At 38.3% G+C, this 24,007-nt stretch carries 26 protein-coding genes; 18 read left to right on the forward strand and 8 right to left on the reverse strand.

The window, feature by feature from the left end:
• Positions 1-12 precede the first annotated feature (12 nt).
• Genes FBD94_RS00670 through FBD94_RS00680 form a run of 3 tightly spaced genes read right to left on the reverse strand, consistent with a single transcriptional unit; the run spans position 13 to position 2,393 of the window.
• On the reverse strand, positions 13-897 hold the full coding sequence (locus FBD94_RS00670) for a class I SAM-dependent methyltransferase (RefSeq protein WP_136878730.1): 885 nt from the start codon (positions 895-897) through the stop codon (positions 13-15).
• A gap of 12 nt (positions 898-909) precedes the next feature.
• The gene (locus FBD94_RS00675) at positions 910-1,662 is read right to left on the reverse strand and encodes an ABC transporter ATP-binding protein (RefSeq protein ID WP_131607370.1); all 753 of its coding nucleotides are present in this window, start codon (positions 1,660-1,662) and stop codon (positions 910-912) included.
• Positions 1,659-2,393 (reverse strand): MlaE family ABC transporter permease, encoded by a 735-nt coding sequence (locus tag FBD94_RS00680; RefSeq protein WP_131607371.1) that lies wholly within the window; start codon positions 2,391-2,393, stop codon positions 1,659-1,661. Before FBD94_RS00680 ends, FBD94_RS00675 begins: the two co-directional genes overlap by 4 nt.
• Before the next feature lie 179 nt (positions 2,394-2,572).
• Here FBD94_RS00680 and FBD94_RS00685 point away from each other — a divergent pair, with 179 nt between their 5' ends.
• Genes FBD94_RS00685 through ispG form a run of 5 tightly spaced genes read left to right on the forward strand, consistent with a single transcriptional unit; the run spans position 2,573 to position 7,659 of the window.
• Entirely contained in the window at positions 2,573-3,262 is a 690-nt protein-coding gene (locus FBD94_RS00685; RefSeq protein ID WP_131607372.1) for an SDR family oxidoreductase, read from the forward strand.
• A gap of 21 nt (positions 3,263-3,283) precedes the next feature.
• A complete protein-coding gene (locus FBD94_RS00690; protein WP_136878731.1) occupies positions 3,284-4,012 on the forward strand; it encodes a PspC domain-containing protein in 729 nt (242 codons plus the stop codon).
• A gap of 2 nt (positions 4,013-4,014) precedes the next feature.
• Positions 4,015-4,956, forward strand: a complete 942-nt coding sequence (locus FBD94_RS00695; RefSeq protein ID WP_136878732.1) for a LiaF transmembrane domain-containing protein — start codon at positions 4,015-4,017, stop codon at positions 4,954-4,956.
• A 44-nt stretch (positions 4,957-5,000) separates the two neighbouring features.
• A complete protein-coding gene (locus tag FBD94_RS00700) occupies positions 5,001-5,618 on the forward strand; it encodes an RDD family protein (RefSeq protein ID WP_136878733.1) in 618 nt (205 codons plus the stop codon).
• Positions 5,619-5,664: 46 nt separating this feature from the next.
• Positions 5,665-7,659 (forward strand): (E)-4-hydroxy-3-methylbut-2-enyl-diphosphate synthase, encoded by a 1,995-nt coding sequence (gene ispG / locus FBD94_RS00705; RefSeq protein WP_394347779.1) that lies wholly within the window; start codon positions 5,665-5,667, stop codon positions 7,657-7,659.
• Here the strand turns inward: ispG and FBD94_RS00710 are convergent.
• The 4 genes from FBD94_RS00710 to FBD94_RS00725 form a co-directional block, all read right to left on the reverse strand.
• Positions 7,656-8,420 carry a LuxR C-terminal-related transcriptional regulator gene (locus tag FBD94_RS00710; RefSeq protein WP_136878734.1) on the reverse strand — a complete coding sequence of 255 codons (765 nt, stop codon included), beginning with the start codon at positions 8,418-8,420 and terminating at the stop codon, positions 7,656-7,658. The two genes, ispG and FBD94_RS00710, sit on opposite strands and share 4 nt — an antisense overlap.
• 217 nt (positions 8,421-8,637) lie before the next feature.
• Positions 8,638-8,928: a hypothetical protein gene (locus tag FBD94_RS00715; RefSeq protein ID WP_136878735.1), complete on the reverse strand. Its 291-nt coding sequence runs from the start codon at positions 8,926-8,928 to the stop codon at positions 8,638-8,640.
• A gap of 56 nt (positions 8,929-8,984) precedes the next feature.
• The gene (locus FBD94_RS00720; protein WP_136878736.1) at positions 8,985-9,794 is read right to left on the reverse strand and encodes an outer membrane beta-barrel protein; all 810 of its coding nucleotides are present in this window, start codon (positions 9,792-9,794) and stop codon (positions 8,985-8,987) included.
• Between the two features lie 212 nt (positions 9,795-10,006).
• Positions 10,007-11,023, reverse strand: a complete 1,017-nt coding sequence (locus FBD94_RS00725) for a lipid A deacylase LpxR family protein (protein ID WP_136878737.1) — start codon at positions 11,021-11,023, stop codon at positions 10,007-10,009.
• Between the two features lie 189 nt (positions 11,024-11,212).
• Between FBD94_RS00725 and FBD94_RS00730 the strand changes: the two genes are divergently transcribed.
• From FBD94_RS00730 to FBD94_RS00745, 4 genes are all read left to right on the forward strand, one after another.
• Entirely contained in the window at positions 11,213-11,803 is a 591-nt protein-coding gene (locus FBD94_RS00730; RefSeq protein WP_131607380.1) for a TetR/AcrR family transcriptional regulator, read from the forward strand.
• Positions 11,804-11,845: 42 nt separating this feature from the next.
• Positions 11,846-12,070, forward strand: coding sequence for a hypothetical protein (locus FBD94_RS00735; RefSeq protein WP_131607381.1), 225 nt, complete (start codon positions 11,846-11,848; stop codon positions 12,068-12,070).
• 31 nt (positions 12,071-12,101) lie between these two features.
• Positions 12,102-13,334 carry an MFS transporter gene (locus FBD94_RS00740; RefSeq protein ID WP_131607382.1) on the forward strand — a complete coding sequence of 411 codons (1,233 nt, stop codon included), beginning with the start codon at positions 12,102-12,104 and terminating at the stop codon, positions 13,332-13,334.
• Between the two features lie 70 nt (positions 13,335-13,404).
• Positions 13,405-14,049, forward strand: coding sequence for a hypothetical protein (locus FBD94_RS00745; protein WP_131607383.1), 645 nt, complete (start codon positions 13,405-13,407; stop codon positions 14,047-14,049).
• Here the strand turns inward: FBD94_RS00745 and FBD94_RS00750 are convergent.
• The gene (locus FBD94_RS00750; protein WP_136878738.1) at positions 14,012-14,866 is read right to left on the reverse strand and encodes an alpha/beta hydrolase family protein; all 855 of its coding nucleotides are present in this window, start codon (positions 14,864-14,866) and stop codon (positions 14,012-14,014) included. The genes FBD94_RS00745 and FBD94_RS00750 overlap by 38 nt on opposite strands.
• A 173-nt stretch (positions 14,867-15,039) precedes the next feature.
• Here FBD94_RS00750 and hemA point away from each other — a divergent pair, with 173 nt between their 5' ends.
• The 9 genes from hemA to hemJ are packed head-to-tail and all read left to right on the forward strand — an operon-like array spanning position 15,040 to position 24,000.
• The gene (gene hemA, locus FBD94_RS00755; RefSeq protein ID WP_131607385.1) at positions 15,040-16,266 is read left to right on the forward strand and encodes a glutamyl-tRNA reductase; all 1,227 of its coding nucleotides are present in this window, start codon (positions 15,040-15,042) and stop codon (positions 16,264-16,266) included.
• Between the two features lie 24 nt (positions 16,267-16,290).
• On the forward strand, positions 16,291-17,868 hold the full coding sequence (gene hemC / locus FBD94_RS00760; RefSeq protein WP_169472178.1) for a hydroxymethylbilane synthase: 1,578 nt from the start codon (positions 16,291-16,293) through the stop codon (positions 17,866-17,868).
• A 9-nt stretch (positions 17,869-17,877) separates the two neighbouring features.
• Positions 17,878-18,846 (forward strand): porphobilinogen synthase, encoded by a 969-nt coding sequence (gene hemB, locus FBD94_RS00765; RefSeq protein WP_136878740.1) that lies wholly within the window; start codon positions 17,878-17,880, stop codon positions 18,844-18,846.
• A gap of 48 nt (positions 18,847-18,894) precedes the next feature.
• Positions 18,895-20,268 (forward strand): glutamate-1-semialdehyde 2,1-aminomutase, encoded by a 1,374-nt coding sequence (gene hemL / locus FBD94_RS00770; RefSeq protein WP_136878741.1) that lies wholly within the window; start codon positions 18,895-18,897, stop codon positions 20,266-20,268.
• A 37-nt stretch (positions 20,269-20,305) separates the two neighbouring features.
• A complete protein-coding gene (locus FBD94_RS00775) occupies positions 20,306-21,172 on the forward strand; it encodes a sensor histidine kinase (RefSeq protein ID WP_131607389.1) in 867 nt (288 codons plus the stop codon).
• A 2-nt stretch (positions 21,173-21,174) separates the two neighbouring features.
• Complete coding sequence (locus tag FBD94_RS00780) at positions 21,175-21,879, forward strand: response regulator transcription factor (RefSeq protein WP_015809248.1); 705 nt, start codon at positions 21,175-21,177, stop codon at positions 21,877-21,879.
• Complete coding sequence (locus FBD94_RS00785) at positions 21,879-22,394, forward strand: tetratricopeptide repeat protein (RefSeq protein WP_136878742.1); 516 nt, start codon at positions 21,879-21,881, stop codon at positions 22,392-22,394. Before FBD94_RS00780 ends, FBD94_RS00785 begins: the two co-directional genes overlap by 1 nt.
• A gap of 27 nt (positions 22,395-22,421) precedes the next feature.
• Entirely contained in the window at positions 22,422-23,444 is a 1,023-nt protein-coding gene (gene hemE / locus FBD94_RS00790) for a uroporphyrinogen decarboxylase (protein ID WP_136878743.1), read from the forward strand.
• A gap of 7 nt (positions 23,445-23,451) precedes the next feature.
• Positions 23,452-24,000 (forward strand): protoporphyrinogen oxidase HemJ, encoded by a 549-nt coding sequence (hemJ, locus tag FBD94_RS00795; RefSeq protein ID WP_136878744.1) that lies wholly within the window; start codon positions 23,452-23,454, stop codon positions 23,998-24,000.
• The last annotated feature ends 7 nt before the right edge of the window (positions 24,001-24,007 follow it).

Here is a 24,007-nt window from a genome sequence, read left to right on the forward strand (position 1 = left end):
TAGCTATTAATTTTATTTAAACGAGTTGAATTTACCGAAAACACCTAATGGTAATTTAATACCAGAAGTGGCTTGAAGGTAAAGCTCTCCAGTTTCCAGGTTTTTGACTTGCGGAAATGAAGTTTTAATTAAATTCTCTACAATTACTGATGAAAATCCTAATGAGTAAGTGTTTAGGATTAAAAAATGTTCCTGCTCATCTAACAGTTGTACCACTTCCATCATCATTTCTTGAATATGATCTTCTAGTTTCCATTTTTCGCCATTAGGACCATGTCCAAATGCCGGTGGGTCTAAGATGATTCCGTTGTATTTTTTGCCGCGTTTCAATTCTCTTTTTACAAACTTTAAGGCATCTTCAACTACCCATCGTACATCTTTCAACTTTGAAAGTTCTTGATTTTCATTGGCCCAGTTTACAACTTGCTTTATTGAATCTACGTGAGTTGTATCTGCTCCGGCAGCTTTAGCGATTAAAGACGCAGCACCGGTATAGGCAAATAAATTTAATACTTTCGGAACGGGAGTTTTGAACTTTTTGATGGAAGAAGAAATGTAATCCCAGTTTACCGCTTGCTCGGGAAATACCCCAACATGCTTAAAAGAGGTTAATCCAAGACGCAGATTGATGGTTACATCATTGTTGGTATATTCAACATTCCATCTGTCCGGCAGCTGTACAGAGCTTTTTACCCATTCGCCAGAAGTAGCCGAACGGCCTTTAAATCTGATGTGGGTAAGCTTTTTCCATTCCTGATCTGATATTGTTTTTTTCCATACAGCCTGAGGCTCTGGTCTGGACAATATCAAATTGCCAAAACGTTCTAATTTTTCAAAATCACCACAATCAATTAACTCATAATCTTTCCAGTGAGTGGGGGTTAACAGGCTTATCATAAAATGGATATATTAAAATTTTCCTTTTGCTGCCTTCATAAAGCGGCTGGCAAAAACAAAGTCATTTAGTTCTTGAACATCTGTGTGGGCAATTTCTTTATTAGAACCTTCCCAGAATTTTTTTCCTTCATGAAGGAAAATTATATAGTCGCCAATACCCATTACTGAGTTCATATCGTGGGTAACTACAATGGTTGTTGTATTATATTCTTCAGTTAGTTCCTTGATCAACTCATCAATTACAATTGATGTTTTAGGATCAAGTCCCGAATTGGGCTCATCAACGAATAAATATTTCGGGTTCATGGCAATGGCCCTGGCAATACCTACGCGTTTTTTCATCCCTCCAGAAAGTTCGGCAGGGAAAAGCTTGTTCTTGCCTTCCAGGTTTACGCGTTCCAGACAAAAGTTAACTCTTTCGAGTTTTTCTTTGCGACTCTGCTCAGTAAACATATTTAAAGGAAACATGATGTTCTCCTCAACCGTCATGGAATCAAACAAGGCAGATCCTTGAAACAGCATTCCGATCTCTTTTCTGATCTGTATCCTTTCTTCAAAGTTCATGGTTGTGAACTCCCTGTCGTCGTATTCTACAGTACCTTTTTCAGGCTGGTGTAAGCCAATCATACATTTTAACAGGGTTGTTTTTCCCGAACCGGAACCACCAATGATTAAGTTGGTTACCCCTGGTTTAAATTTACCAGATATGCCTTTTAGGACTTCATTATCGCCAAATGATTTATAGATGTCTTTGATTTCGATCATAGCAATAACTGGGTTACAATGTAATCACATGCCAAAATAGATATACAGCTTACTACAACTGCTCTTGTACTGGCTTGCGCAACTTCTAAGGCACCGCCCTTTACATAAAAGCCTTCATAAGCAGGTACAGAGGTAATGATAAAGCCAAATACAAATGCTTTAACCAAAGATACAGTAATGGTATAAGGGTTGAAATCTGTTGTAATCCCTTGCATATAGTCTGCGGGAGTAATGGCACCAGATAAAGTACCTCCTAGATAACCACCGGTAATGCTCAAAAACATAGATACGATCACGAGTAGAGGAACCATAGTAATGCCGGCAATAATTTTAGGAAGAATCAGATACCCGGGGGAGTTGATGCCCATAATTTCTAAAGCATCAATTTGCTCACTTACGCGCATGGTACCAATTTCTGATGATATAGCAGAACCAATTTTACCGGCTAATACAATGGCACTGATGGTTGGACTTAGCTCTAATATAGTAGAATCTCGGTTTACTGAACCTATAATCGTTTTCGGAATAAAGTCGCTAACCAATTGGAAAGCGATCTGCAAAGTCATTACTGCACCAATAAACGTAGATATGATAGCGATTAGCCCTAATGAGCCAACGCCGATGAAATCCATTTGTTTAAAGATGGCTTGCAGGTATATTTTAAATTTTTCAGGTCTTCTAAATACTGCCTTTAACAAAAGGAGATATCTGCCAAAATTGGTGAAATTCATGCAATGAAAAATTAGCTATAGTATTTACGCAATATTAGTACAAAGAAACAATAAAAAGTTGAAACCCCATGAGATTGCTTTTACAAACCGGCTTAAACGGCTTTTTGACAAATCTTTTGCCCAAAGTTTTGCTGGACAGCCCTTTTTTATAATATTGCGGCTTATTAATAGGTAAAACAATGAATGCAGTCATAACCGGAGGTACCAAAGGTATTGGAAAAGCCATAGCAATTAACCTGGCAGAACATGGATATAATTTGGCTATTTGTGCCAGGAATACCAAAGAACTGGAAAACTTTGCTGAAGAGCTGAAGTATACCGGGGCAGATGTATTTATTTATCAGGCCGATTGCAGCATCAAAGATGAGGTGTATGCCTTTTGTGATGCTGTTAAAGAAAAAATGGGAAAGGTAGATGTTTTAGTAAACAATGCAGGGACCTATCTGCCGGGTAGTTTGTTGGATGAGGGGGATGATATTTTGGAAAAACAGCTGAATTTAAACCTTAATGCTGCCTATTATATGTCGAAATATATAGGGAAAATGATGCGTGAACAGCAATCAGGCCATGTTTTTAACATTTGCTCCATAGCCGCCAAACAGGTTGTAGAAAATGGAGGCAGTTATTCTGTAACTAAATCAGCCTTGCTTAGTCTTAATGATGTATTGAGGCAGGAACTATCGATACACAATGTAAAGGTAACCGCGATATTGCCGGGATCTACATTAACTTCATCATGGGAGGGAACTCAAATTCCACCTGAACGTTTTGTACAGCCGGAAGATATCGCTAAAACTTTGTACACCATTTTAAATTTAAGTAAAGGTGTAAACGTTGACGAGGTAGTTTTAAAGCCGCTGCAATTTTAAAATTAGAAGAAGGAAATTATCATGGAAAAGAGATTATTTAGAAATGAGCACGATAAGGTAGTGGCAGGCGTCTCGTCTGGAGTTGCTGAATATATGGAGGTAGATGTAACGATAATCAGGTTGCTTTTTGTGCTTTCAACCATCTTTTTAGTGGGGACAGGGATATTGGTTTATATCATTATGTGGATAGTTGTACCCGTTAACACGGATCCTAAAGCACGGTTTTCAAAATTTAACGATTATTTTAAAGATCAAAATAATGCATTTCAATCTCCAAATCCGTTTGGTGGTTCAAAAAGTAGTGCGGAAAGTAGCGATCCATTTCAAAATTGGACATCCTCAACAGTAAAAGATGATAGTTTTGAAGCATGGAAGAAAACGACTGAATTTAAACCTTACAAAAAAAATAATGAAACTGGGCGTACTGTTGCGGGGTTATTCTTGCTTGTAATTGGTATGTATTTTTTGATGGACGAGTTTGACTTGATTCCTTATGGGTTTAGGCTGACTAAGTTATGGCCGTTGGTTTTTGTAGCCATAGGTGCAAGTTTTATTATTAAAGCAAAAAACCATAATGCCTGGGAAAGTTGGAAAAATCAGAATCAGGATCCGATGAGTCCGGAGCAACCGCCGGTTAGCCCTCAAGAGCCTATTACTCCGGTCGACCCAATTACGCCTGATGCTACCCCGGGACAAAACCCGGGTACAGATACTGAAACTAATGATCGATTTACCAAAAAAGATATATAGTTATGAGGCTGGATAGAATAATGTGGGGTATTGTGCTGCTCTTTGTTGGTGGCGTACTTCTTTTAGAAAATTTTAATGTAATAGATTTTTACTGGCGTAGTATATGGCGTTTTTGGCCAATATTTTTAATCATCGCCGGGGTTAATATCCTTTTTAATAAGAACAAATCGCAGTTAGGTGGAATGGTGTCTATTGCTATTTTGATTGTTACTTTGATTTTGTTGTTTTTTAAAGGACAGGAACAGCCTGATCGGAGAATAACGATTATCGACGAATTGGAGGGTCGTACTTCAGATGGTGATTTGACTGAGGATCGGGCTAATAATCAGCACTTATTTTTACCGTATGAAGCGGATTCGATGACGAAAAGGACAGTTCTGAAAATCTCTGGAGGCGGGACGACGTTTGAGCTGAAGGGACATACAGACAGTTTGATTTCGGCAGATGTAAATACCAGAAGGAATGCTTTCATATTAGTGAAAAATGTAAGTAAGGATAGTGTTACTACTTTGGATTTAAAAATGAGGGGCAAAGGGAACTGGAATACAGGTAGTAATAACGTAGATCTTATGTTAAATACCAATCCTATATGGGAAGTTCAGATGAATATGGGGGCTGGAGAAGCCAACTTTGATCTATCTGACTATAAAGTTAGGGAGTTTAATTTCGATGGTGGCGCTGCTGCACTGGATGTTAAATTGGGCGCTTTGTTGCCGATTACTGATGTAAATGTTAAAACAGGAATGGCAGATGTGGAGATAAAAATTCCTACGGCTTCTGGATGTAGAATTAAAGCTAAAACAGGTCTTTCTTCTAAAGAATTTACTGGTTTTACCAAATTGGATGATAACATTTATGAAACACCGAATTTTAAAACTTCAACGAATAAAATATTTATCAATTTTGATGGTGGATTGAGTAGCTTTGAGGTAAACAGATATTAGGTTTGTCCTAATGCTTGTTTATGAAGAATATAAATGATTGAAGGATGCCTAATGGAAATGTTGAATATATTATAGTTATTAACGGAAAACCTGAAGGGCCATATCTGCTTGAAGAATTAAAAACAAAATATATACATCCTGAAACTTTTGTAAGAAAGCCAGGGATGGACGATTATAAAGAAGCTCACGAGTTACCAGAACTCCGTGAGCTTTTTGGTTTTGGTAAACAGATTACTGCGCCACAATATTTTGCTTCTTTTGATCAGCGCCTGCTGGCATGGGTTATCGATTATTTCTTTTTAACCCTTGTTTTTGTTGTTTTGGTATTGCTTAGCTTTGTCTTTGTAAGAGAAAAAGAGCAACGGATTATGCTCATTTTTTCGGCGATGCCATTGATTGTTGTTGCCAAGTTTATTTATGGCAGTATTGCAGAGGCCGGAGAGAAACAAGGTACTATTGGGAAAAGGCTATTGAAGATCAAAGTAACGGATATGGAAGGGCAGAGGTTGAGTATGGAAAAGTCATTTGCGCGTAATGCTGCGAAGGTTATATCTATCATTCCTTTATTCACAGGTTATTTGGCTTCGTTTCTAAATAAAAAGCAACAATGCCTGCACGACTTGATTGCAAATACGCTAGTAATAAAAGAGCGGCTGATCTGACATTACAGTTATAAACTTAATCTTTATCTTTGTGTCAGATTTATAAATGATGGAAGAAGTATTAGGTCAACATACGTTATTGAGCACTTTAGATGGTGGGTATTGCAATAGTTTAACACAATACTCAAGATTTTTGACCCGGGAGGTTGCCATTGGTGATGTTCCCATGGGTGGTTTGAATCCAATACGTATTCAATCTATGACGACTACAGATACCATGGATACATTGGGGACTGTTGAGCAAACCATCAGGATGGTAAATTCTGGTTGCGAATATGTGCGCATTACTGCACCGAGTATGAAGGAAGCAGAGAACCTGGCTAATATTAAAAAGGAGCTTAGGTTACGTGGTTATACCGTTCCCTTGGTCGCTGATATTCATTTTACGCCAAATGCAGCAGAGGCGGCAGCCCGAATTGTTGAAAAGGTAAGGGTAAATCCAGGCAACTATGCCGATAAAAAACGTTTTGAAAATATTGAATATACGCAGCAGGCTTATCAGGCCGAACTGGAACGTATATACAAGAAATTTACTCCTCTTGTAAAAATCTGTAAAGAGTATGGTACGGCCATGCGTATTGGCACCAACCATGGTTCTTTGTCAGATCGCATCATGAGTCATTATGGTGATACCCCACGTGGGATGGTCGAATCGGCAATGGAGTTTATCCGTATGTGCGAAGATTTGAATTACTATAACCTGGTGATCTCTATGAAGGCCAGCAATACACAGGTGATGGTGCAGGCTTATCGCTTACTTGTTGAAACCATGGTGAAAGAAGGGATGAATTATCCTTTGCATTTGGGCGTAACTGAGGCTGGTGATGGCGAAGACGGCCGTATTAAATCTGCTGTTGGTATAGGGACTTTATTGGAAGATGGTCTTGGTGATACGATTAGAGTGTCCTTAACGGAAGATCCTGAATTTGAAGCTCCTGTTGCAAAGGCTATGGCTTTGCGGTATGAGAAAAGAACTATTGCAACTGTGCAAAATGAGCGCCTTAATCCTGAGAAGAAATTCAGTTTTGCAGCATTACCTTATAGTCCTTACGAATACAATAGAAGACACACTACTGCAGTGCAACATATTGGTGGACACCACCACCCTATAGTGATGTTGGATGTAAGTGCGGAGAACTTAAAAGATCCTTACTTTTTAACTGCTGTTGGGTATAAATATAGTGCTGGATTGGATAAATATAATCTTGCCGATCAGGCTTGCGATATGGTTTATCTGGGAGATCAGCTACCTTCTTTCTCTTTTCCGGGGAATTTAAAACAAGTATATAATTACAATACCTGGCTTTTATTGAAGGATAAGAATAATTGTCACCCACTTTTATCATTTGAGGAGTATAAGACTGCGACACTTAAAGACGAGCTGCTGAATCTGGTTAAAGTAGATGCTGCCGGATTGACGGAACAAGATTTTTCTATTTTAAAAGATAATGTGGTGTTGGTTGTGGAAACCTCGGCTATACATGGAATGGCTGAACAAAGGAGCTTTTTCATTTCATTGATGAAATTGAATATTCAGTTACCTGTGATCATCAAAAGGACATATCCTGGTGTAAAAGCCGATGACCTGATGTTGTATGCTGCAACCGATATAGGGGCATTATTTACAGATGGATTGGGGGATGGTATATGGATGGATGCTGATGCTTCTGTCGGCTTGCCTTTAATGAATGCAACTAGTTTTGGAATTCTGCAAGCTACACGAACTCGTATTTCTAAAACGGAATATATCTCTTGCCCAAGTTGTGGCCGTACGCTGTTTGATTTGCAGGAAACTACGCAATTGATCCGCTCTCGTACTGATCACTTGAAAGGTATTAAAATAGGTATTATGGGTTGTATTGTAAATGGCCCCGGTGAAATGGCTGATGCCGATTATGGTTATGTTGGCACTGGACCCGATAAAATTACTTTATATCGTGGTAAACAGGTGGTAAAGAAAAATGTGAACGCTGCACGGGCGTTGGATGATCTGATTGACCTGATTAAGGAAGATGGCAATTGGGTTGAAGTGACTGCTTAGTAATTATCTCCCATACGGTTCATCATCAACTCAATCATTGATCTGGATTTTGTTTTTTTAAGCATATTCTTGCGGTGGGTGTCCACGGTGTGTTTACTTATGAATAAAGTATCGGCAATTTCAATGCTGGTTTTCCCTGCTGATAGTAAATTTAATATTTCTTTCTCCTTGTTAGTTAATTTGTCTTTTGTGACTGATGGTTCGTTGCTGGTAGCGAAATTATGGTAGGAAGGTTCACCATCCAAGCCAATAAAAGATAGGGTAGAGCCGTTCTCTTTTTTCAAGTGGCTAATGTCTGTATGCACATCTATAACCCTTAAAACGGCACCGTTTTCATTTGTTTGTATGGTTATGGCTTGTTGTAAAATGCGTATATATTTTCCATCGAGGCGCCTTATCCGATAATCATAGCTCACTTTATATTTTAATATTTTTTCCGGTGGCAATTGGTTGAAAAAGGTGGTCACCCTATTTTCAAAGTCAATGAAATAAGGTAGATCATCTGGATGTATATGGTTAAGAATAAACTCAATGGTAAAATCCTTAGGGCAAACTAATCCCAGTACCTTTGTAATTGAATTACTTGCCCATTCTATCTGGGCAGTCGGGCAGTTGAAAATGAAATAGTAAAAATCGCCTACATGGAAGATGTTTAGCATTTTTTTATACAATTCTATCTCAAATGAAGGCTTCTCACTTTTATTGTATTTTGCTATTTTATGCCATATTTCTATGGCCTTATTGTATTCAACGCATCCCATTTTACCTTAATTACAATGTTTATGATGAGCCTCTGCAGTTGGGTCTATAATACCGTTAGGCGCAGAAAACACTAATTGAAAGCAAATGTAATGGTCTGGATTTGATGAAAAAATACGCCAAAAGATGTATTTTTAATACGGGTACAAATTAAAATTTAAACAATTGGTGAATAAGGGGGCGTTCATAAAGTATATAGCGCCCCCTTATTAATTAATTTTATTTAAATGGACTACAGTCCATTTCTTCATAGATTTCATAAACCTTAAGAAATGCATCTTTACTATGGCCGGTACATTTTTCTGCTTTTTTTGTTACCTCGAGACCATACTGTCTAAGTGCATTGCAATTCGCTACTGTAGAATTCTCTATAAATGCGTTTAGCTTCTTTTGATACATTTCAGTTTCGGCGGTAAGATCACATTCATTTGATTTTTCATCTTTTTTACAGGAAACAAAAGTCATGATACCTAGCAGAAACATGAAAAGGATAGTAGTTGATTTTCTCATATGTATTTAATTATGGTTCTAAAGCTGTTATTGGTTTTTAAGAGCATTAAATTATTTTAAAATTTAAATACGATACCAAGGTTAATATATCCTAAACCATAGCCTACATCGGCCCATGCCCCAATTTTTTTGCTGAAGTAATAGTTTGCACCTACTTGAGCTCCAAATAGTACTTTTCCATCTGCGCCGCTTATTTCATCGTCGTCATCCTCGGTTACGCTAACGGCGTTGTATCCAAGAGTTGCTCCAACGTAAGGGTCAAATTTTTCGCTCGTGCTGAAATGATAATTACCTCTTACGCCGGCAAGCAAGTAATTATAGCTCAAGCTTGATGAACCGATCATCTCATCATCGTATTCTATGCCCGGGTAATCGTATTTAGCTGATGAATAACCTAAAACAACACCTGCTGAAATTTTATCCGTTACAGAAAATTCATATCTAGCTTGTATTGCGGGTATCGATGTTTTAAGTCCAGAGGCATAATAACCACCACCAAGACCGAATCCTATTTGAAGAAATTTTGAGCCTTTGTGAAATGCGAGGTCCTCATTAACGGCAGCTGTAGTATTGCTTGCCAGGACCTTTTGTAAACCGTTTTTTTGTTGCGGTTTAGTTGGTGCCTCGGCTTCAAATGTTTCGCGTTTCCCATTTTTATAGATGATCATAAAGACATCTGATTTTTTAATACTATAGGTTGGACCGTCTTGAAAGTCAATTTTTTTGTATTTAATTACTGATTCTTCCACGTCCAAAACTTTCGCTTTGACTTCTTCTTTGTTTGTTTTGACAATTACGTCTTGTGCTTTCAAGTTAATACCTGTAATAAAACACATTCCAATAATCAAGGATTTAATGATTTTCATTTTTTGGTTAAAGTTTGTTTTTTAATTTAATTGTGAATAATGTAATTCTTGTCGAAATCCAATATGTCTTTCGAATAATATACTTTTACAGTAAGCAAATGTATTTGCTGTTGTTTTAATATTCAATACCTATAAATGGGTATATTTCTCATTATCTGAGTTTTAATTTCTTTGCCGCCAATTTTTTTTGATGTTTATTGGTGTGGTAGATTTTAAAATTTATAGGTAAGCGTAAAGTTTCCCCAGGTATGACCATATAGGTCTTTCATCCATGGAGTTGTGGTGGTCTGAATTGAGGAGATGCTGAATCGGTTAATGACAAAGACAGGTCCATAAGCATAGCTGGCTATAAGATTCTTGATTGGGTGATAATATTCCAGATTGGGAGTAGCGCCATTTTTTCCGGGGACGAGGATTGGGGCTGGGTGGGAAGCGTTGATTCCGCCTTGTAATATCGCATTACTCAACATCCATTGTACCCTAAATTTGAAAACGAAATAAAACTGTATTTTGCTTCCTGTTTCCGAACGACTGAATTGTGTCATTAACCCTTGAAAATAAGGATTCATTTTTCCAATTCGGATCATGGAATATGCCGACATGGCATTTATTTCTGTTCCAACTTGTGCCTGTCCGCCACCAATCATTTCCAGGGATTTGCCAGAATGAAGTAGTTGTTTCTCTGCAGTAAAATTGAGGTTTATGATTAAGCTATTTCCGAATTGATTGCTCCATCCCTCTGGTTGTTGATAACGAACAATACGATGGGCTGTTTGCTGTACTTGTCGGGCCAAAGCGGCAGGGCCGCTGACACCAAGATTTAATTCTGTTTGGAAATCATATTTCTGCTCTTCATTATAAGAATAAAGGCTATGTGTAAGGTACAAGGTTCCAGACCAGGGATAATCATTTGGCTGGAAGTTTGGGTTTGAGATATTGTTGGGCGTGAAAATCATTTGTGCCAGCCCAATGCCAAATACATTTCGACTGTTGCTTCCTGCTTTGGGAAGAAGGCGGTCGATTAGAAACTGGGAAGGCTTCTTTTTGGTGTAAAATAAGGTATAACGTGTACCACTGGTGTAAGCCTTATCCGTGCCATTTCCGTAAAAATTTATATAATCGTCGTCAAAATAAGCTTGTAACAGCCGACTGGGAGTTTCTTGTTGAGCCCAGGAGCTGTTGAATGTCTTGAACCCAAGCAGGAGGAGTATGTACAATAGCTTTTTCATAAACCATAGTGTTCAAAACTGAGGCTATAACCAACGCTCGTGGAAATAGTTTTACTAATTTCTTACCATTTTATTAAATGTGTTTTACAGATAGCAATCGACTACGTTTGATGCTAAAAACTATTTTTTCGAATTAATTCTATTAGTGAATGAATATTCATTTATATTTGATGGATAATTAAAGATCTTATGCGTGCAAGGGATATAAATAAAGTAGAGCTGGTAAAACAAAAGGCTATTGAGTTGCTAGTCGAGGTTGGATTTGAAGGCTTTACGATGAATAAGCTGGCTAAGGCTTGTAGGATATCCGTAGCTACCCTTTACATTTATTACAAGGATAAGGACGATTTGATTCTTAATATTGGTACGGAAGAGGTGCATCGGATGAGTGCAATTATGTTGGAAGATTTTGATCCTGAAAGTTCTTTTGCAGAGGGGTTGAGACAACAGTGGAAAAACCGCGCAAAATGTATCCTCGAAAATCCCTTAACTGCACAGATGATAGAGCAGTTGCGTAGTTCTACTTATCAGGAGAAGATTTTTGAAACTTTCGGGGAGATTTTTAAGGAGCCACTTGGAAAGTTTATGCACAATGCGATTGAAAGAGGCGAAATCGCTGCTATGCCCTTGGAAACTTACTGGAGTGTGGCTTTTGGGCCTTTGTATAGTCTATTGCGTTTTCATAACGAGGGAAAAAGCTTAAGTGGAAAACCGTTTGTTTTAACAGATGAGGTACTTTGGAGCGCTTTTGATTTGGTATTAAAGGGATTTAAAAAATAAAAAGAGTCTATTGGTGGACTCATAAAAACTAAAAATTAAGAAATGGAAATTAATATTAACGAGATCCTGCTTTTTAAAACCAATATACGAACCGAAGATGATAAAAAGCATATTGGTAAAATTATGGAGGAGCATAAAATTGGGCAGTGGACGGTAGATTTGCATGATGTAGATTGTGTATTACGCATTGTATCACCTGTGCTTAAGCACCAAGACGTCATTACCTTGGTGATGAAAAATGGTTATACCTGCGAGGTGTTAACTTAAAAATGAATAAGATCTAATTACATATCTAATAATGGAACAATCTACAAAGCCTATAGCCGAACCTTTTAGTTCTTATCAGATTCTGGTAATTGCTTTATTGGCTTTATTACAGTTTACTATAGTACTGGATTTTATGGTACTTGCGCCACTTGGCGATTTTTTAATGAAATCTTTGTCCATGACGCCTAAAGGGTTTGGACTTGTGGTTTCTTCCTATGCTTTTAGTGCCGGAGCTTCCGGTATTTTGGCAGCTGGTTTTGCTGATAAGTTTGATCGTAAAAAGCTGCTTTTATTTTTTTACGCGGGATTTATTGTCGGCACATTATGTTGCGCACTTTCTACTAATTACGAGATGCTTTTAGGAGCAAGGATTGTAACTGGATTATTTGGTGGAGTAATTGGTGCGATATCCATGACAATTGTTACTGATATTTTTGCTGTTCATCAGCGTGGCCGTGTGATGGGCGTTGTGCAAATGGGCTTTGCTGCAAGTCAGGTTTTGGGTATTCCAATAGGTCTTTATCTGGCCAATATCTGGGGTTGGCATTCGTCATTTTTAATGATTGTTATCTTGGCTATTATGATTGGGCTAACGATTTTGTTTATGATGAAGCCTATTGACAAACATCTTGCCTTGCAATCAGACAAGAGCCCGTTTTTACATCTATGGCATGCACTATCTAATCGTTCTTATCAAATGGGCTTTATTGCAACTGCTACAATGAGCGTAGGTGGTTTTATGTTAATGCCTTTTGGAAGCGCGTACCTGATCAATAACATTAACATCACACAGCAAGAACTGCCGTTGGTATTTATGTTTACTGGTTTGGCCTCTATTGTTATTATGCCTTTAGTTGGTAAATTAAGTGATAAAGTAGATAAGTTTATGTTGTTTACAGGCGGCTCAGTTTTGGCCATCATACTTATTTTGATCTATACAAACCTTGGCCCGATTCCGTTATGGCAAGTGGTGGTGGTTAATATGGTATTGTTTATGGGGATCATGAGCCGGATGATACCGGCTACGACACTTACCATGAGTGTTCCTGATGTGAAGGACCGGGGTGCATTTATGAGTGTGAATGCTTCCTTACAACAAATGGCAGGAGGGATAGCTGCATTAAGCGCCGGTTTAATTGTAACCCAGGAAACGAAAACGAGTCCGCTAGAGAATTATGACATTTTGGGGATAGTAGTTTCGGTAATGATTGTGATTTGTATATTTTTCGTTTATAGGGTCAGTGAGTTAGTAAAGGCTAAATAATCAGGGTGTAAGCTTAATAAGTTAGAAACATTTTTTGTTTTCAAATGTTATAAGTTTAAAAATCTAGATTATGAAACAAGTAAAATTCTTTGCTATTCTACTGATAAGTGGAGTACTTTGGTCTTGCAGCCCAACGACAAGAGTAACGGGATCTTGGGTTAACTCTTCTGCAAGAGGAACAATGTTAAGCGGAAAGACTGTCTTTATCGCCTCACTGACTAGAAATATGGAAGTCAGGACCAAACTGGAAAATGCGCTTGCGTCAGAAGCTGCGTTAAAAAACGTTAAGGTAGTGAAGAGTACGGATTTTTTTAGTCCGGATTTTTATCAAAAATCGCCAACAGAGACGACATTGATGTCGAAAATTCAGAATTCAGGTGCCAATTATATCCTTACTATTTCATTGATTAACAAGCAGAGTGAAACCAGGTATGTTCCGGGATCGGCCGGTTATGCACCTTACCCTTATTATGGATGGTATGGTGGATTTTATAGCTACTATAATTACTGGCGTCCTATGTTTTATGAGCCGGGATATTATGTAACTGACAAAACCTATTTCATGGAAACGAATTTGTATGATATGGCCAATAGTAAGTTGGTTTGGTCAGCACAGACAGAAACTGTTAATCCTGGATCAATTGATGCTTTTGTAAATAGCTACCCTAAAATTTTGATTAACCAGATGGCAAAAGATGGTTTATTGCCGATGTAGATTGTAGAAATACTAAGCTTTTTTCAACAACTTGATATAAATGTGGGGGTAATTGATCTGATGTATATGGATGCGAAGCACCATACACATGATTGGCCCCCTCAATTTTTTGAATTTCGGCGTTTAATTGGTTTTGTGCTAACTCTTGAGCAACACTAAATTTGACATTAACGTCATCATCTCCATGCAAAATTAACCAAGGGATTTGGACTTGTTTTGCAGCATTTAGGATATTGAAATGAGCTTTGTGTTTATTGAAGTCATCCAATAATGTACTATTTAAAGGCATTTTTTCTTTAGTACGTGCATTCTCTACAAAGATTCTCCCTGTGAGGATCCATTCTTTTTCCTGCTCCTTTTTCCAAAGGCTGGAGAAATCTGCAATGGCAGACCAGGTAATGAGTTTACTGATTCGCTTATCTCTTGCGGCCTGAATAATTGCTAAACCGCCACCTCTGCTATGGCCTACCAGATAAATGGAGGTAGATGGAAACGTAATGCTGACATAATCAATTACTGTATTCACATCTGATAGTTCTATACTTATGGTATTGGCCGCAAAGGCCTCCATATCCGTTACGTCATTTTGATTTTGAATGGTAACTCCACTGTGGGACAGGTTAAATTTTAGATATCTGTAACCGTTTGAAGCGAAAAATGCCGCGGTTAAGTTGTGAGCTCCCCAATCTTTAAAGCCTTTAAAGCCATGGATGAAAATTATAGTGTCAGGATTTGTGTTTTTATCGTCATAAGTCCAATCGCCAAGAATCATTTTTCCTGCAGCTCCGCCTAATGTAAAGTGTTCCTTTTTGATCATATATCGCTACCTGTATGGTGTTTAAGCAATATAACAAAATTAAAATCGGGTTGTTTCGGTGCTGTTGGTTATTTAAAATCTTTCTAAATAGCTCTTAATTACAGCATAATGACAGTGGAACAGCCTTGTGTTATTACTTTTGTTACGCTAAAAACAAACAGGATACTATAATTTTGGAATATTTAAAGATCATTGCTTTCACGCATAAACAGATTGACCTAAAGTCCTTAGGTAAATTGGTAATATGTGAGCAGACATTGGACGATAGGTTGAGAAACATTCAATCAGAGTTAGGTGTTAAGGAAATATTCTATGTAGGGACCTGCAATAGGGTAGAATTTGTATTCACTGCCTCAGGGAATTTAGATAGAGATTTTATTCTTCGCTTTTTAACTGTCCTGGATATGGGATTGCCGCCGGAGTATATGGAGCAGTTTATTGAAAACGTTTCTGTATACGAACAGCTGGAAGCTTTTAATCATCTGTTACGTACTTCTTGCTCATTGGAAAGCTTGGTGGTCGGGGAAAAAGAAATTCTTGCACAGATTCGTAAGGCTTATGAAGCTTGTCGCGTTGCCGGATTTACCGGAGATTATATGCGGATGATTATGAACAGGGTAGTGAAAACTGCTAAGGAAGTTTATACACATACCAATATTTCTAAAAACCCTGTTTCTGTTGTTTCTTTGGCCTACCGTAAGCTGCGCGACCTTAAGATGTGTGCCAACTCAAGGCTGCTGATTATTGGTGCGGGCGAAACGAATAAAAACTTAGCTCAATATCTGAAAAAACATAAATACTCGAACTTCTCTATTTTTAACAGAACACTTGCAAATGCAGAAGTATTAGCTAAAGATTTGAATGGTACTGCTTACCCGCTTACAGAACTTGAAAATTACAATCAGGGATTTGATGTGATTATTACTTGTACCGGAGCCACTGAGCCAATCATTACAGAAGAGATTTATAAAAAATTGCTGAATGGCGATACCAGTAAAAAGGTAATCGTTGATTTGGCTATTCCTAACGATGTCGCGCCAGAAGTGGTTAGGGACTTCCCAATGCACTATATCGAGGTTGAGTCTTTAAAAGAGACTGCCCGTAAAAATATTCAGGAGCGCTATGATGAGCTGGTAAATGCCGAGCACATTATCGATGAAAACATCAAAGATTTTGGATTGGTATTACGCCAACGCAAAATTGAAATCGCTATGAGCTGCGTTCCCGAGAAAATTAAGGAAATTAAGCATACTGCTATCAATGGGATCTTTGCCGAAGAGATCAGTAATCTGGATGAGAATTCAAGATTAGTATTGGAAAAGGTGATGAATTATATGGAAAAAAAATACATCAGCGTTCCAATGGTAATGGCAAAGGAGATATTGGTAAAGAATAGCTAAATTTGCCAAAAAATAGTAATCAACGTGAAAAGACTTATTATAGGTACAAGAGGTAGCGACCTGGCTTTATGGCAAGCCAATTTCATTAAAGATAAATTAGCAGCTATCGGCGTTGAAGCTGAACTGAAGATTATTAAAACTCAGGGTGACAAGATTTTAAATCTTAGATTGGATAAACTGGAGGGGAAAGGCTTTTTTACCAAAGAACTGGAAGAGGAACTTTTAGGTGGCACTATTGACATTGCTGTACACTCGCATAAAGATTTGCCAACTGTACATCCTGATGGATTAACTATTGCTGCGGTAACAGAGCGCGAAGATCCATCGGAGTTGTTGCTAATCCTTAAGGATTGTGTAAACATCACTCATAAGCTTTCTCTAAAAACGGGAGCAATGGTTGGAACTTCATCAAACAGACGTAAAGCTCAATTGCTTGCGCTTCGACCGGATTTAAATATAGAAGATTTAAGAGGTAACGTACCTACTCGTATCCAAAAGTTAAGGGACGAGGATTATGATGCCATCATGATCGCTAAGGCTGGAGTGAATCGTCTAAGTATAGATCTTTCTGAATTTCATGTCGAGGTGATAGATCCTACGGATATAGTTCCTGCTCCAGCGCAAGGAGCGCTTGCGATTCAGATCAGGGAAAATGATAGCGAATTGTTTGATACGCTTCAGCAAATACATCACAAGGAAACTGCAGATGAGATTGCTGTGGAACGTAAGGTCTTAAACCTTTTCGAAGGTGGCTGCCATATGCCTTTAGGCTGTTATTGCAAAAAGGAAGAGGAGCAATATGAGGTATGGACTTCAAAGGCTGAAACTGATGAAGACTTTCCTGACCGTTTGTTCTACCGTGTGGAAAACCTGGATGGACTGGCCGAAAAAATTGTTGCTAAGTTTAGTGGGGAAAGAAAATTCCCTGCCAAGGTATTCATTTCGAGAGAAGTTGGCGAGCACAATTACTTTAGAAAAGCGCTTGAAAAACACAATATTGAAATAGATGCCAGATCATTGATCCGTACTTTTCCGATTGTAACTGTATTGGATCCGTTTTATCTAAAGCATATAGAATGGATTTTCTTTAGCAGTAGGAATAGTGTGGATTATTTCTTTAACCTGAAACCGATGTTGCCTAAACATGTAAAGTTTGGTGTAGCAGGTCGTGGGTCTGAGGATTCATTGAGACGAATGGGACATGTGGCTGATTATGTTGGTGAAGGTGGAGATATAGAAGAGGTTGCTGAATTGTTTGCTGAGGCTGTTGCTGGAAAAACTGTATTGTTTCCAAGGGCGCAGGATTCATTGTTGAGCATTCAAAAGGCATTAAAGTCCGATACAAAAGTAGTTGATCTGCCGATTTACGAAACGGTTATTGAAGAAAATATAGATCAGACTTATGCTGAGGTGCTCATATTTACAAGTCCATCAAATGTGGATGCGTATTTTGTGGATAACCTATTGGATCCGGGACAAAAGGTAATTGCTATAGGCAACTCTACCGCTAAAAAGTTTGAAGAAATGGGAGTGAAGGTAATTTTACCTTATTCCCCTGATGAAATCGGTTTAGCTGAAGCCGTTTTCGGAATTGATATATAAAAAAATACTATGTTACACCGTCCACGTAGATTAAGGAAAAATCCTGTTGTGAGAGAGATGATAGCCGAAACTCGGTTATCTAAAGACATGTTCATTTATCCGTACTTTGTTGTTCCTGGAAATAATGTTGTTCATCCCCTGGATGCAATGCCGGGCATCAGTCATTTTTCAGAGGATACGCTGATCAAGGATGTAGAGAAGGGATTAAAACTTGGCGTAAACAAGATTATGCTTTTCGGCGTGGGCGATGAGAAAAGTGACAATGCTGCATCTGCTTATCATGATCATTCTTTAGTTCCTTCGGCAGTACGTTTATTGAAGAAAAACTTTGGTGACGACCTTTATATTGTTACTGATGTTTGTGTGTGTTCTTATACATCGCATGGGCATTGTGGTATACTAAAGAACGATTACGTACAAAATGATGAAACCGTTGAGGTTATCGCAAAAATGGCACTTACACATGTACAGGCTGGCGCAGATATGTTGGCTCCATCTGATATGATGGATGGACGTGTAGCTGCAATGAGGAGTGTGTTAGATGGAGCTGGTTATGTGAACGCAGCTATTATGTCGCACGCAACCAAATTTGCATCCGCCTATTACGGTCCGTTTAGGGAAGCGGCAGATTGTGCGCCGAGTAAAGGTGACAGGAAAGCTTACCAAATGGATTTCAGAAACCCTAACGAAGCTTTAAGAGAGGCTTTGCTGGATGAAAGTGAAGGTGCAGATGTGTTAATGGTAAAACCCGCGTTGGCTTACCTTGATATTATGCATAACTTAAAACAGCATACTGATTTACCGATTGCTTGCTATAATGTATCAGGTGAGTACTCGATGGTTAAAGCAGCAGCACAAAGGGGCTGGATAGACGAACAAAAAGTGGTAATGGAAACCATGCATGCTTTTGCGCGTGCTGGGGCAAGCATTATTACAACTTACCACATCAGGGATATTGTAGAGAATAATTGGATGTAAGTTGTGGTTTGCTGGAAACAATAGGACACACAGAATTGAAATAAGCATATGTTAGAATCTTTAAAAAAAATGTTTTCAGGAAATGAAGGCGAAGTCCCTGTAAACACAGGGAGCAAACCGGATATTTCCCGAGAAAAATCTGCAGAGTTATACGAAAAGGCGAAAAACTATTTCCCGGGTGGTGTAAACTCTCCAGTTAGGGCTTTTAAGTCGGTTTATGGTACTCCACTTTTTATTCAAAAAGGGGATGGCTGTTTTGTATGGGATGCAGATGGTAATCAATTTATAGATTTTTGTGCTAGCTGGGGGCCATTAATTCTTGGGCATAACAATGCTAAGGTGAGGGAGAAAGTGACTGAGGTGATGCAAAGTGGCATGAGCTTCGGTGCACCAACTGCTTTGGAAAATGAATTGGCAGAGCTGATCATTAAGAACAATAAATTTGTTGAAAAAATACGTTTTACGAGCTCTGGCACAGAGGCAGTGATGTCGGCCATTAGGTTGGCTCGTGGATATACAGGTAAAGATAAGATCATCAAGTTTGAAGGTTGTTACCACGGTCACAGTGATTCTTTATTGGTGAAAGCTGGTTCTGGTTTGGTTACTTTCGGCGAAACTTCATCTGCGGGTGTACCTAAAGCTTTTGCACAAGAAACTATCGTGGTGCCTTTAAATGATACAGAAGCTTTGAAACAGGCTTTTGATCAGTTTAAAGATCAGGTGGCTGCGGTAATTATTGAAGGCATTCCGGCAAATAACGGTTTGTTGATGCAGGATGCCGCTTATATCGAGTTTTTGCAGGGCATTTGTAAGGAAAATAATGCTTTATTGATATTTGATGAGGTAATTACTGGTTTTAGGATAGGCTTTGAAGGCGCTGCGGCTTATTATGGCGTGAAACCTGATATTGTTACTTATGGTAAAATTATAGGCGGTGGTCTACCTGTAGGTATGTATGGCGCTTCTGCTGAAATTATGGGACACATTTCTCCTGATGGAGGCGTTTACCAGGCAGGAACACTTTCTGGTAATCCTGTAGCTATGGCTGCTGGAATAGCTCAACTGACAGAATTGCTGCGTTCTGGGTTTTATAAAGACCTGAACAATAAAACAAGCGAGTTTGCAGAGAGCATACAGCGTTTTGCAACTGCCAGAAATTATAAGGTAAAAGTATTTTATGTGGGCTCTATCTTCTGGATTGCTTTTACAGATAAGGACAAGATTCAGTCTGCAGAAGATATTGACCACAATAGCATGGAGAAATTCAAAATAATGCACAGAGAATTACTGAATAGAGGAATTTATTTAGGTCCTTCAGGATATGAGGTAGGTTTTGTTTCTGCTGCGCATTCAAAAATAGAACTTGAAAAAGCTAAAAGGGCCATCTTTGATAGTCTTGATGTTGTTTTCAGGAACAAGTAATTAAATAGTATATTTATAAAGTAAAACGCTGGTAATCTTGAAAAAATCGATCATTATATTTTATTTCATGTTGCTTTACGCAATGGTGCAACTGATTTCATGGGGCTCATTGGTGGTAAGGTTGGAACCTGCCAGAATGGCAATGGTCATGGGAGAAGGATCGGTGTTTTTATTTTTACTGTGTATAGGTGCCTATTTTTTACACCAGTCTATTAAAAAAGAAGAACGCTTACGTGAGCAACAACAGAACTTTTTATTGTCTGTAACGCATGAGTTAAAATCGCCATTGGCAGCTATAAAGTTGTCTATACAAACGATCGTGAAGCGGGATCTGGATAAAGCAAGGCAGACTTCATTGCTGAATAATTCCCTAAAGGATATTGAGCGTTTGGATGATCTTGTGGAGAATATGTTGTTGGCTACTAAGATTGAAAACCGCTCCTATTCCTTCCCTAAGGAGGAATTTGACTTTTCAGAGCTGGTAACCAAGATCACGGACAGACTGCAGGTGCATTCGTGTGGATGCGAACAATTGATTACACCTGTAATTAAACCTGGAATTAAAGTGATGGGCGATCAGTTTGCACTTTCTTCTGTGGTTACCAACCTTGTTGAAAATGCGGTGAAGTATTCGGGACCTTGTGCGGATGTATCGGTCGAATTGACGGAGAAAGATGGTCATGCGTTTTTAAGAGTGTCTGACAAAGGGCCAGGTATTCCTGATGCAGAAAAGATGCTTATTTTCGATAAATTTTACCGTGTTGGTGATGAGAATGTCAGAAAATCAAAAGGAACAGGTTTAGGCCTGTTTATTGTTAAGGAAGTATTACAAAGCCACGACGCTGATATCAGCGTTAGAGATAACGTACCGCAAGGTGCTATTTTTGAAATAACATTTAGTTGATTATGCAACAGAAATTAAGAATACTGCTGGTTGAAGATGAAGACCATTTATTAGATGCGATAAAATTAAACCTTGAGCTTGAAGGTTATAAAGTACATGCCGTAAAAGACGGTAAAACGGCCTTGAAGGTTTTTAAGGAAGAACGTTTTAACCTAATCATTCTAGATGTAATGCTTCCAGAAATGGATGGATTCCAGGTATGTGAAACCATTAGATTAGAAAATACTGAAGTACCTATTCTTTTCTTAACTGCTAAAAACACCAGTGAAGACAGAGTTATGGGACTTAAAAAAGGAGCCGATGATTATTTGGTAAAACCTTTTAACCTGGAAGAGCTGATCTTAAGAGTAGGCATCCTGGTGAAACGCAGCATGAAAGCTGACGATTTAAAAGAAATAAATTCTTATAAAATTGGGGATAAAACCATCTATTTTAATTCATTTGAGTTGAAACAAGATGATGGTGTTATTGTTCCTTTAACCAAAAAGGAAACCATGCTTCTGAAATTGCTGATAGAGCGTAAGAATGAAGCTGTATCCCGCGAGCAGATTTTGGAAACGGTTTGGAATTATGACGTTTATCCATCTACAAGAACGATAGATAACTTCATTTTAACTTTCCGTAAGTATTTTGAGCCAGATCAAAAAAATCCGGTTTATTTTCACTCCATCAGAGGTGTAGGTTATAAATTCACTGATATTCATTAATGTATAATTCAAAAGGCAGGTATGCCCTGATGGCAGTTTTTGCTATCGCTAGTGTGGTATGCCTTTTTTATGATCAATACCAGCTGGCTGCTATTGCCGGCTTTTTGTTTGCCTTTGTTTTGTGGAGCCATTTTAAGCACAGTTCTATATTGCTGGCTTCAAAGCATTTTAAAAATGGCGACCATACACGTGCTGAGAAATTACTGAATGAGGTACCTAATGCTGATCGGTTAGCCCGAAACAGACGTGGGTACTATGAGTTTATGCGAGCTAATATTGCCTTAAAAAAGGAAGATTATGAGGCTGCAGAGCATCATTTTCAGATCGCCAGTCGTTTTCCATTGGGTGGAAAGAATGACAAGGCTTTTGTGATGATCCATTTGGCCAATCTAGCCTTAAGGAAGAAGGATAAAGTACGCAGTAGTGCTTACCTTGAAAAAGCAAAAGAGCTGGCGGTAACGCCAAAAGCACTTGACATAATTAGTAAAATAGAGAAAGAAGTAAACAGTTTATAAAAGAAATAGAGGATAAATTAAGAACAAATGAACACGTTATTTTTAGATGCAGCATTTTCAAAGCAAACAGAACGTCCACCGGTATGGATGATGCGCCAGGCAGGTCGTTTTATGCCAGAGTATTGGGAGATTAAAAACAAGTACTCCTTTCTTGAAATGTGCAAAACACCAGAAATTGCTGCTGATGTAACGATGTTGCCAGTTGATTTGCTGGGTATTGATGCTGCTATTTTATTTTCTGATATCCTGGTTACTGGGGAGGCTATGGGGGGGGACCTGAGTTTTACACAAGGTGTTGGACCAAGGTTTGCGAATCCAGTACGTACATTGAAAGATGTGGATGCTTTGGAAGTAGATGTATTGGAGAGGTTACAGTATGTTGCCGATGCAATTAAAGTGATACAACAACGCTTAAATGGTAGTATTCCGCTGATTGGTTTTGCAGGTGCGCCTTTTACAGTGATGAGTTACTTAGTAGAAGGTGGTTCATCAAAAGACTTTAAATTAACTAAATTGTTGATGCATAATGAGCCGGAGGTTGCACATAAATTATTGGCTAAAATCGCAAAGGTTACTGCTGATTATCTGAATTTGCAAATTGCTGCTGGTGTTAATGCCATACAAATTTTTGACAGCTGGGCTTTAGCATTATCTTGGAACGACTATCAGGAATTCTCTCACCGTTATATTCAGGAAATTATTGCCAATTTAAATAGAAAGGATATTCCTGTAATTTCTTTCTGTAAAGGAAGTTCTGTGTTTGCTCCAATTATGGCAACTGCTAAACCAGACGTAATTTCTGTAGACTGGAATGCGGATCTTTTAAACATTAAAAATAGCCTACCTGCAGGCATTGCAGTTCAGGGAAATCTTGATCCACATATTTTATATGCAAACAAACCTGTGATCAAAAGAGAGATCCTTAGATTGTTTGAGCGTATGCGTGGGGAGAAAGGTTTTATCTGTAACCTTGGTCATGGTATTATGCCTGATATTCCTTTTGACAACGTAAAATATGCGATAGAGGTTATTAAGGAGTTCAAATACTAGGTTAAAAATGGAGAAATACTATTACTACATCATGTCGGTTCACATCATCTTTGTGGTTAGTTGGATGGCTGGATTGTTTTATAGTGTGCGTTTATTCATTTATCATACTGAAGCCAATGATCGGCCGGAAGTTGAACGCAATATCCTCCAAAAAGAATACGAAAAAATAGAGCATAAGCTCTGGCACATCATTACTACACCCGCTATGGCCCTTACGGTACTTGCTGGTGTAGGCATGGTTTGCATACGACCATATCTGTTAACTACACCTTGGTTTCATGTAAAGCTAGGCTTTGTAGCGGCATTACTGGTTTATCATTTTATTTGCCAGAACATCATGAAACAGCTAAAGCTTGGTAAATTTAAGCATAGCTCTTTTAAGCTTCGTTTGTGGAATGAGGTAGCCACTATTTTGTTGGTTGCCATTGTATTTACCGTAGTTTTAAAAAGCGCTGTAGACTGGGTTTATGGGCTTATTGGTTTAATCGTTTTTGCCGTTGTAATTATGATGGCTGTAAAATGGTATAAACACTATCGGAAAAAGCACAATTGCTAAAATTGCT

The sequence above is a fragment of the Pedobacter hiemivivus genome (genome assembly GCF_005144565.1).
GTDB lineage: Bacteria > Bacteroidota > Bacteroidia > Sphingobacteriales > Sphingobacteriaceae > Pedobacter > Pedobacter hiemivivus.

Excerpts from the sequence above, each read along its gene's own strand:
- hemE (WP_136878743.1), top strand. The coding sequence starts at position 22,422 with ATGAACACGTTATTTTTAGATGCAGCATTTTCAAAGCAAACAGAACGT.
- FBD94_RS00750 (WP_136878738.1), bottom strand. The coding sequence starts at position 14,866 with ATGATCAAAAAGGAACACTTTACATTAGGCGGAGCTGCAGGAAAAATG.
- FBD94_RS00785 (WP_136878742.1), top strand. The coding sequence starts at position 21,879 with ATGTATAATTCAAAAGGCAGGTATGCCCTGATGGCAGTTTTTGCTATC.
- FBD94_RS00740 (WP_131607382.1), top strand. The coding sequence starts at position 12,102 with ATGGAACAATCTACAAAGCCTATAGCCGAACCTTTTAGTTCTTATCAG.
- FBD94_RS00695 (WP_136878732.1), top strand. The coding sequence starts at position 4,015 with ATGAGGCTGGATAGAATAATGTGGGGTATTGTGCTGCTCTTTGTTGGT.
- hemL (WP_136878741.1), top strand. The coding sequence starts at position 18,895 with ATGTTAGAATCTTTAAAAAAAATGTTTTCAGGAAATGAAGGCGAAGTC.
- FBD94_RS00710 (WP_136878734.1), bottom strand. The coding sequence starts at position 8,420 with ATGGGATGCGTTGAATACAATAAGGCCATAGAAATATGGCATAAAATA.
- FBD94_RS00745 (WP_131607383.1), top strand. The coding sequence starts at position 13,405 with ATGAAACAAGTAAAATTCTTTGCTATTCTACTGATAAGTGGAGTACTT.
- hemJ (WP_136878744.1), top strand. The coding sequence starts at position 23,452 with ATGGAGAAATACTATTACTACATCATGTCGGTTCACATCATCTTTGTG.
- FBD94_RS00720 (WP_136878736.1), bottom strand. The coding sequence starts at position 9,794 with ATGAAAATCATTAAATCCTTGATTATTGGAATGTGTTTTATTACAGGT.
- ispG (WP_394347779.1), top strand. The coding sequence starts at position 5,665 with ATGATGGAAGAAGTATTAGGTCAACATACGTTATTGAGCACTTTAGAT.
- FBD94_RS00675 (WP_131607370.1), bottom strand. The coding sequence starts at position 1,662 with ATGATCGAAATCAAAGACATCTATAAATCATTTGGCGATAATGAAGTC.
- FBD94_RS00690 (WP_136878731.1), top strand. The coding sequence starts at position 3,284 with ATGGAAAAGAGATTATTTAGAAATGAGCACGATAAGGTAGTGGCAGGC.
- FBD94_RS00685 (WP_131607372.1), top strand. The coding sequence starts at position 2,573 with ATGAATGCAGTCATAACCGGAGGTACCAAAGGTATTGGAAAAGCCATA.
- hemB (WP_136878740.1), top strand. The coding sequence starts at position 17,878 with ATGTTACACCGTCCACGTAGATTAAGGAAAAATCCTGTTGTGAGAGAG.
- FBD94_RS00715 (WP_136878735.1), bottom strand. The coding sequence starts at position 8,928 with ATGAGAAAATCAACTACTATCCTTTTCATGTTTCTGCTAGGTATCATG.
- FBD94_RS00700 (WP_136878733.1), top strand. The coding sequence starts at position 5,001 with ATGCCTAATGGAAATGTTGAATATATTATAGTTATTAACGGAAAACCT.
- FBD94_RS00735 (WP_131607381.1), top strand. The coding sequence starts at position 11,846 with ATGGAAATTAATATTAACGAGATCCTGCTTTTTAAAACCAATATACGA.
- FBD94_RS00680 (WP_131607371.1), bottom strand. The coding sequence starts at position 2,393 with ATGAATTTCACCAATTTTGGCAGATATCTCCTTTTGTTAAAGGCAGTA.
- FBD94_RS00780 (WP_015809248.1), top strand. The coding sequence starts at position 21,175 with ATGCAACAGAAATTAAGAATACTGCTGGTTGAAGATGAAGACCATTTA.
- FBD94_RS00730 (WP_131607380.1), top strand. The coding sequence starts at position 11,213 with ATGCGTGCAAGGGATATAAATAAAGTAGAGCTGGTAAAACAAAAGGCT.
- FBD94_RS00670 (WP_136878730.1), bottom strand. The coding sequence starts at position 897 with ATGATAAGCCTGTTAACCCCCACTCACTGGAAAGATTATGAGTTAATT.
- FBD94_RS00725 (WP_136878737.1), bottom strand. The coding sequence starts at position 11,023 with ATGAAAAAGCTATTGTACATACTCCTCCTGCTTGGGTTCAAGACATTC.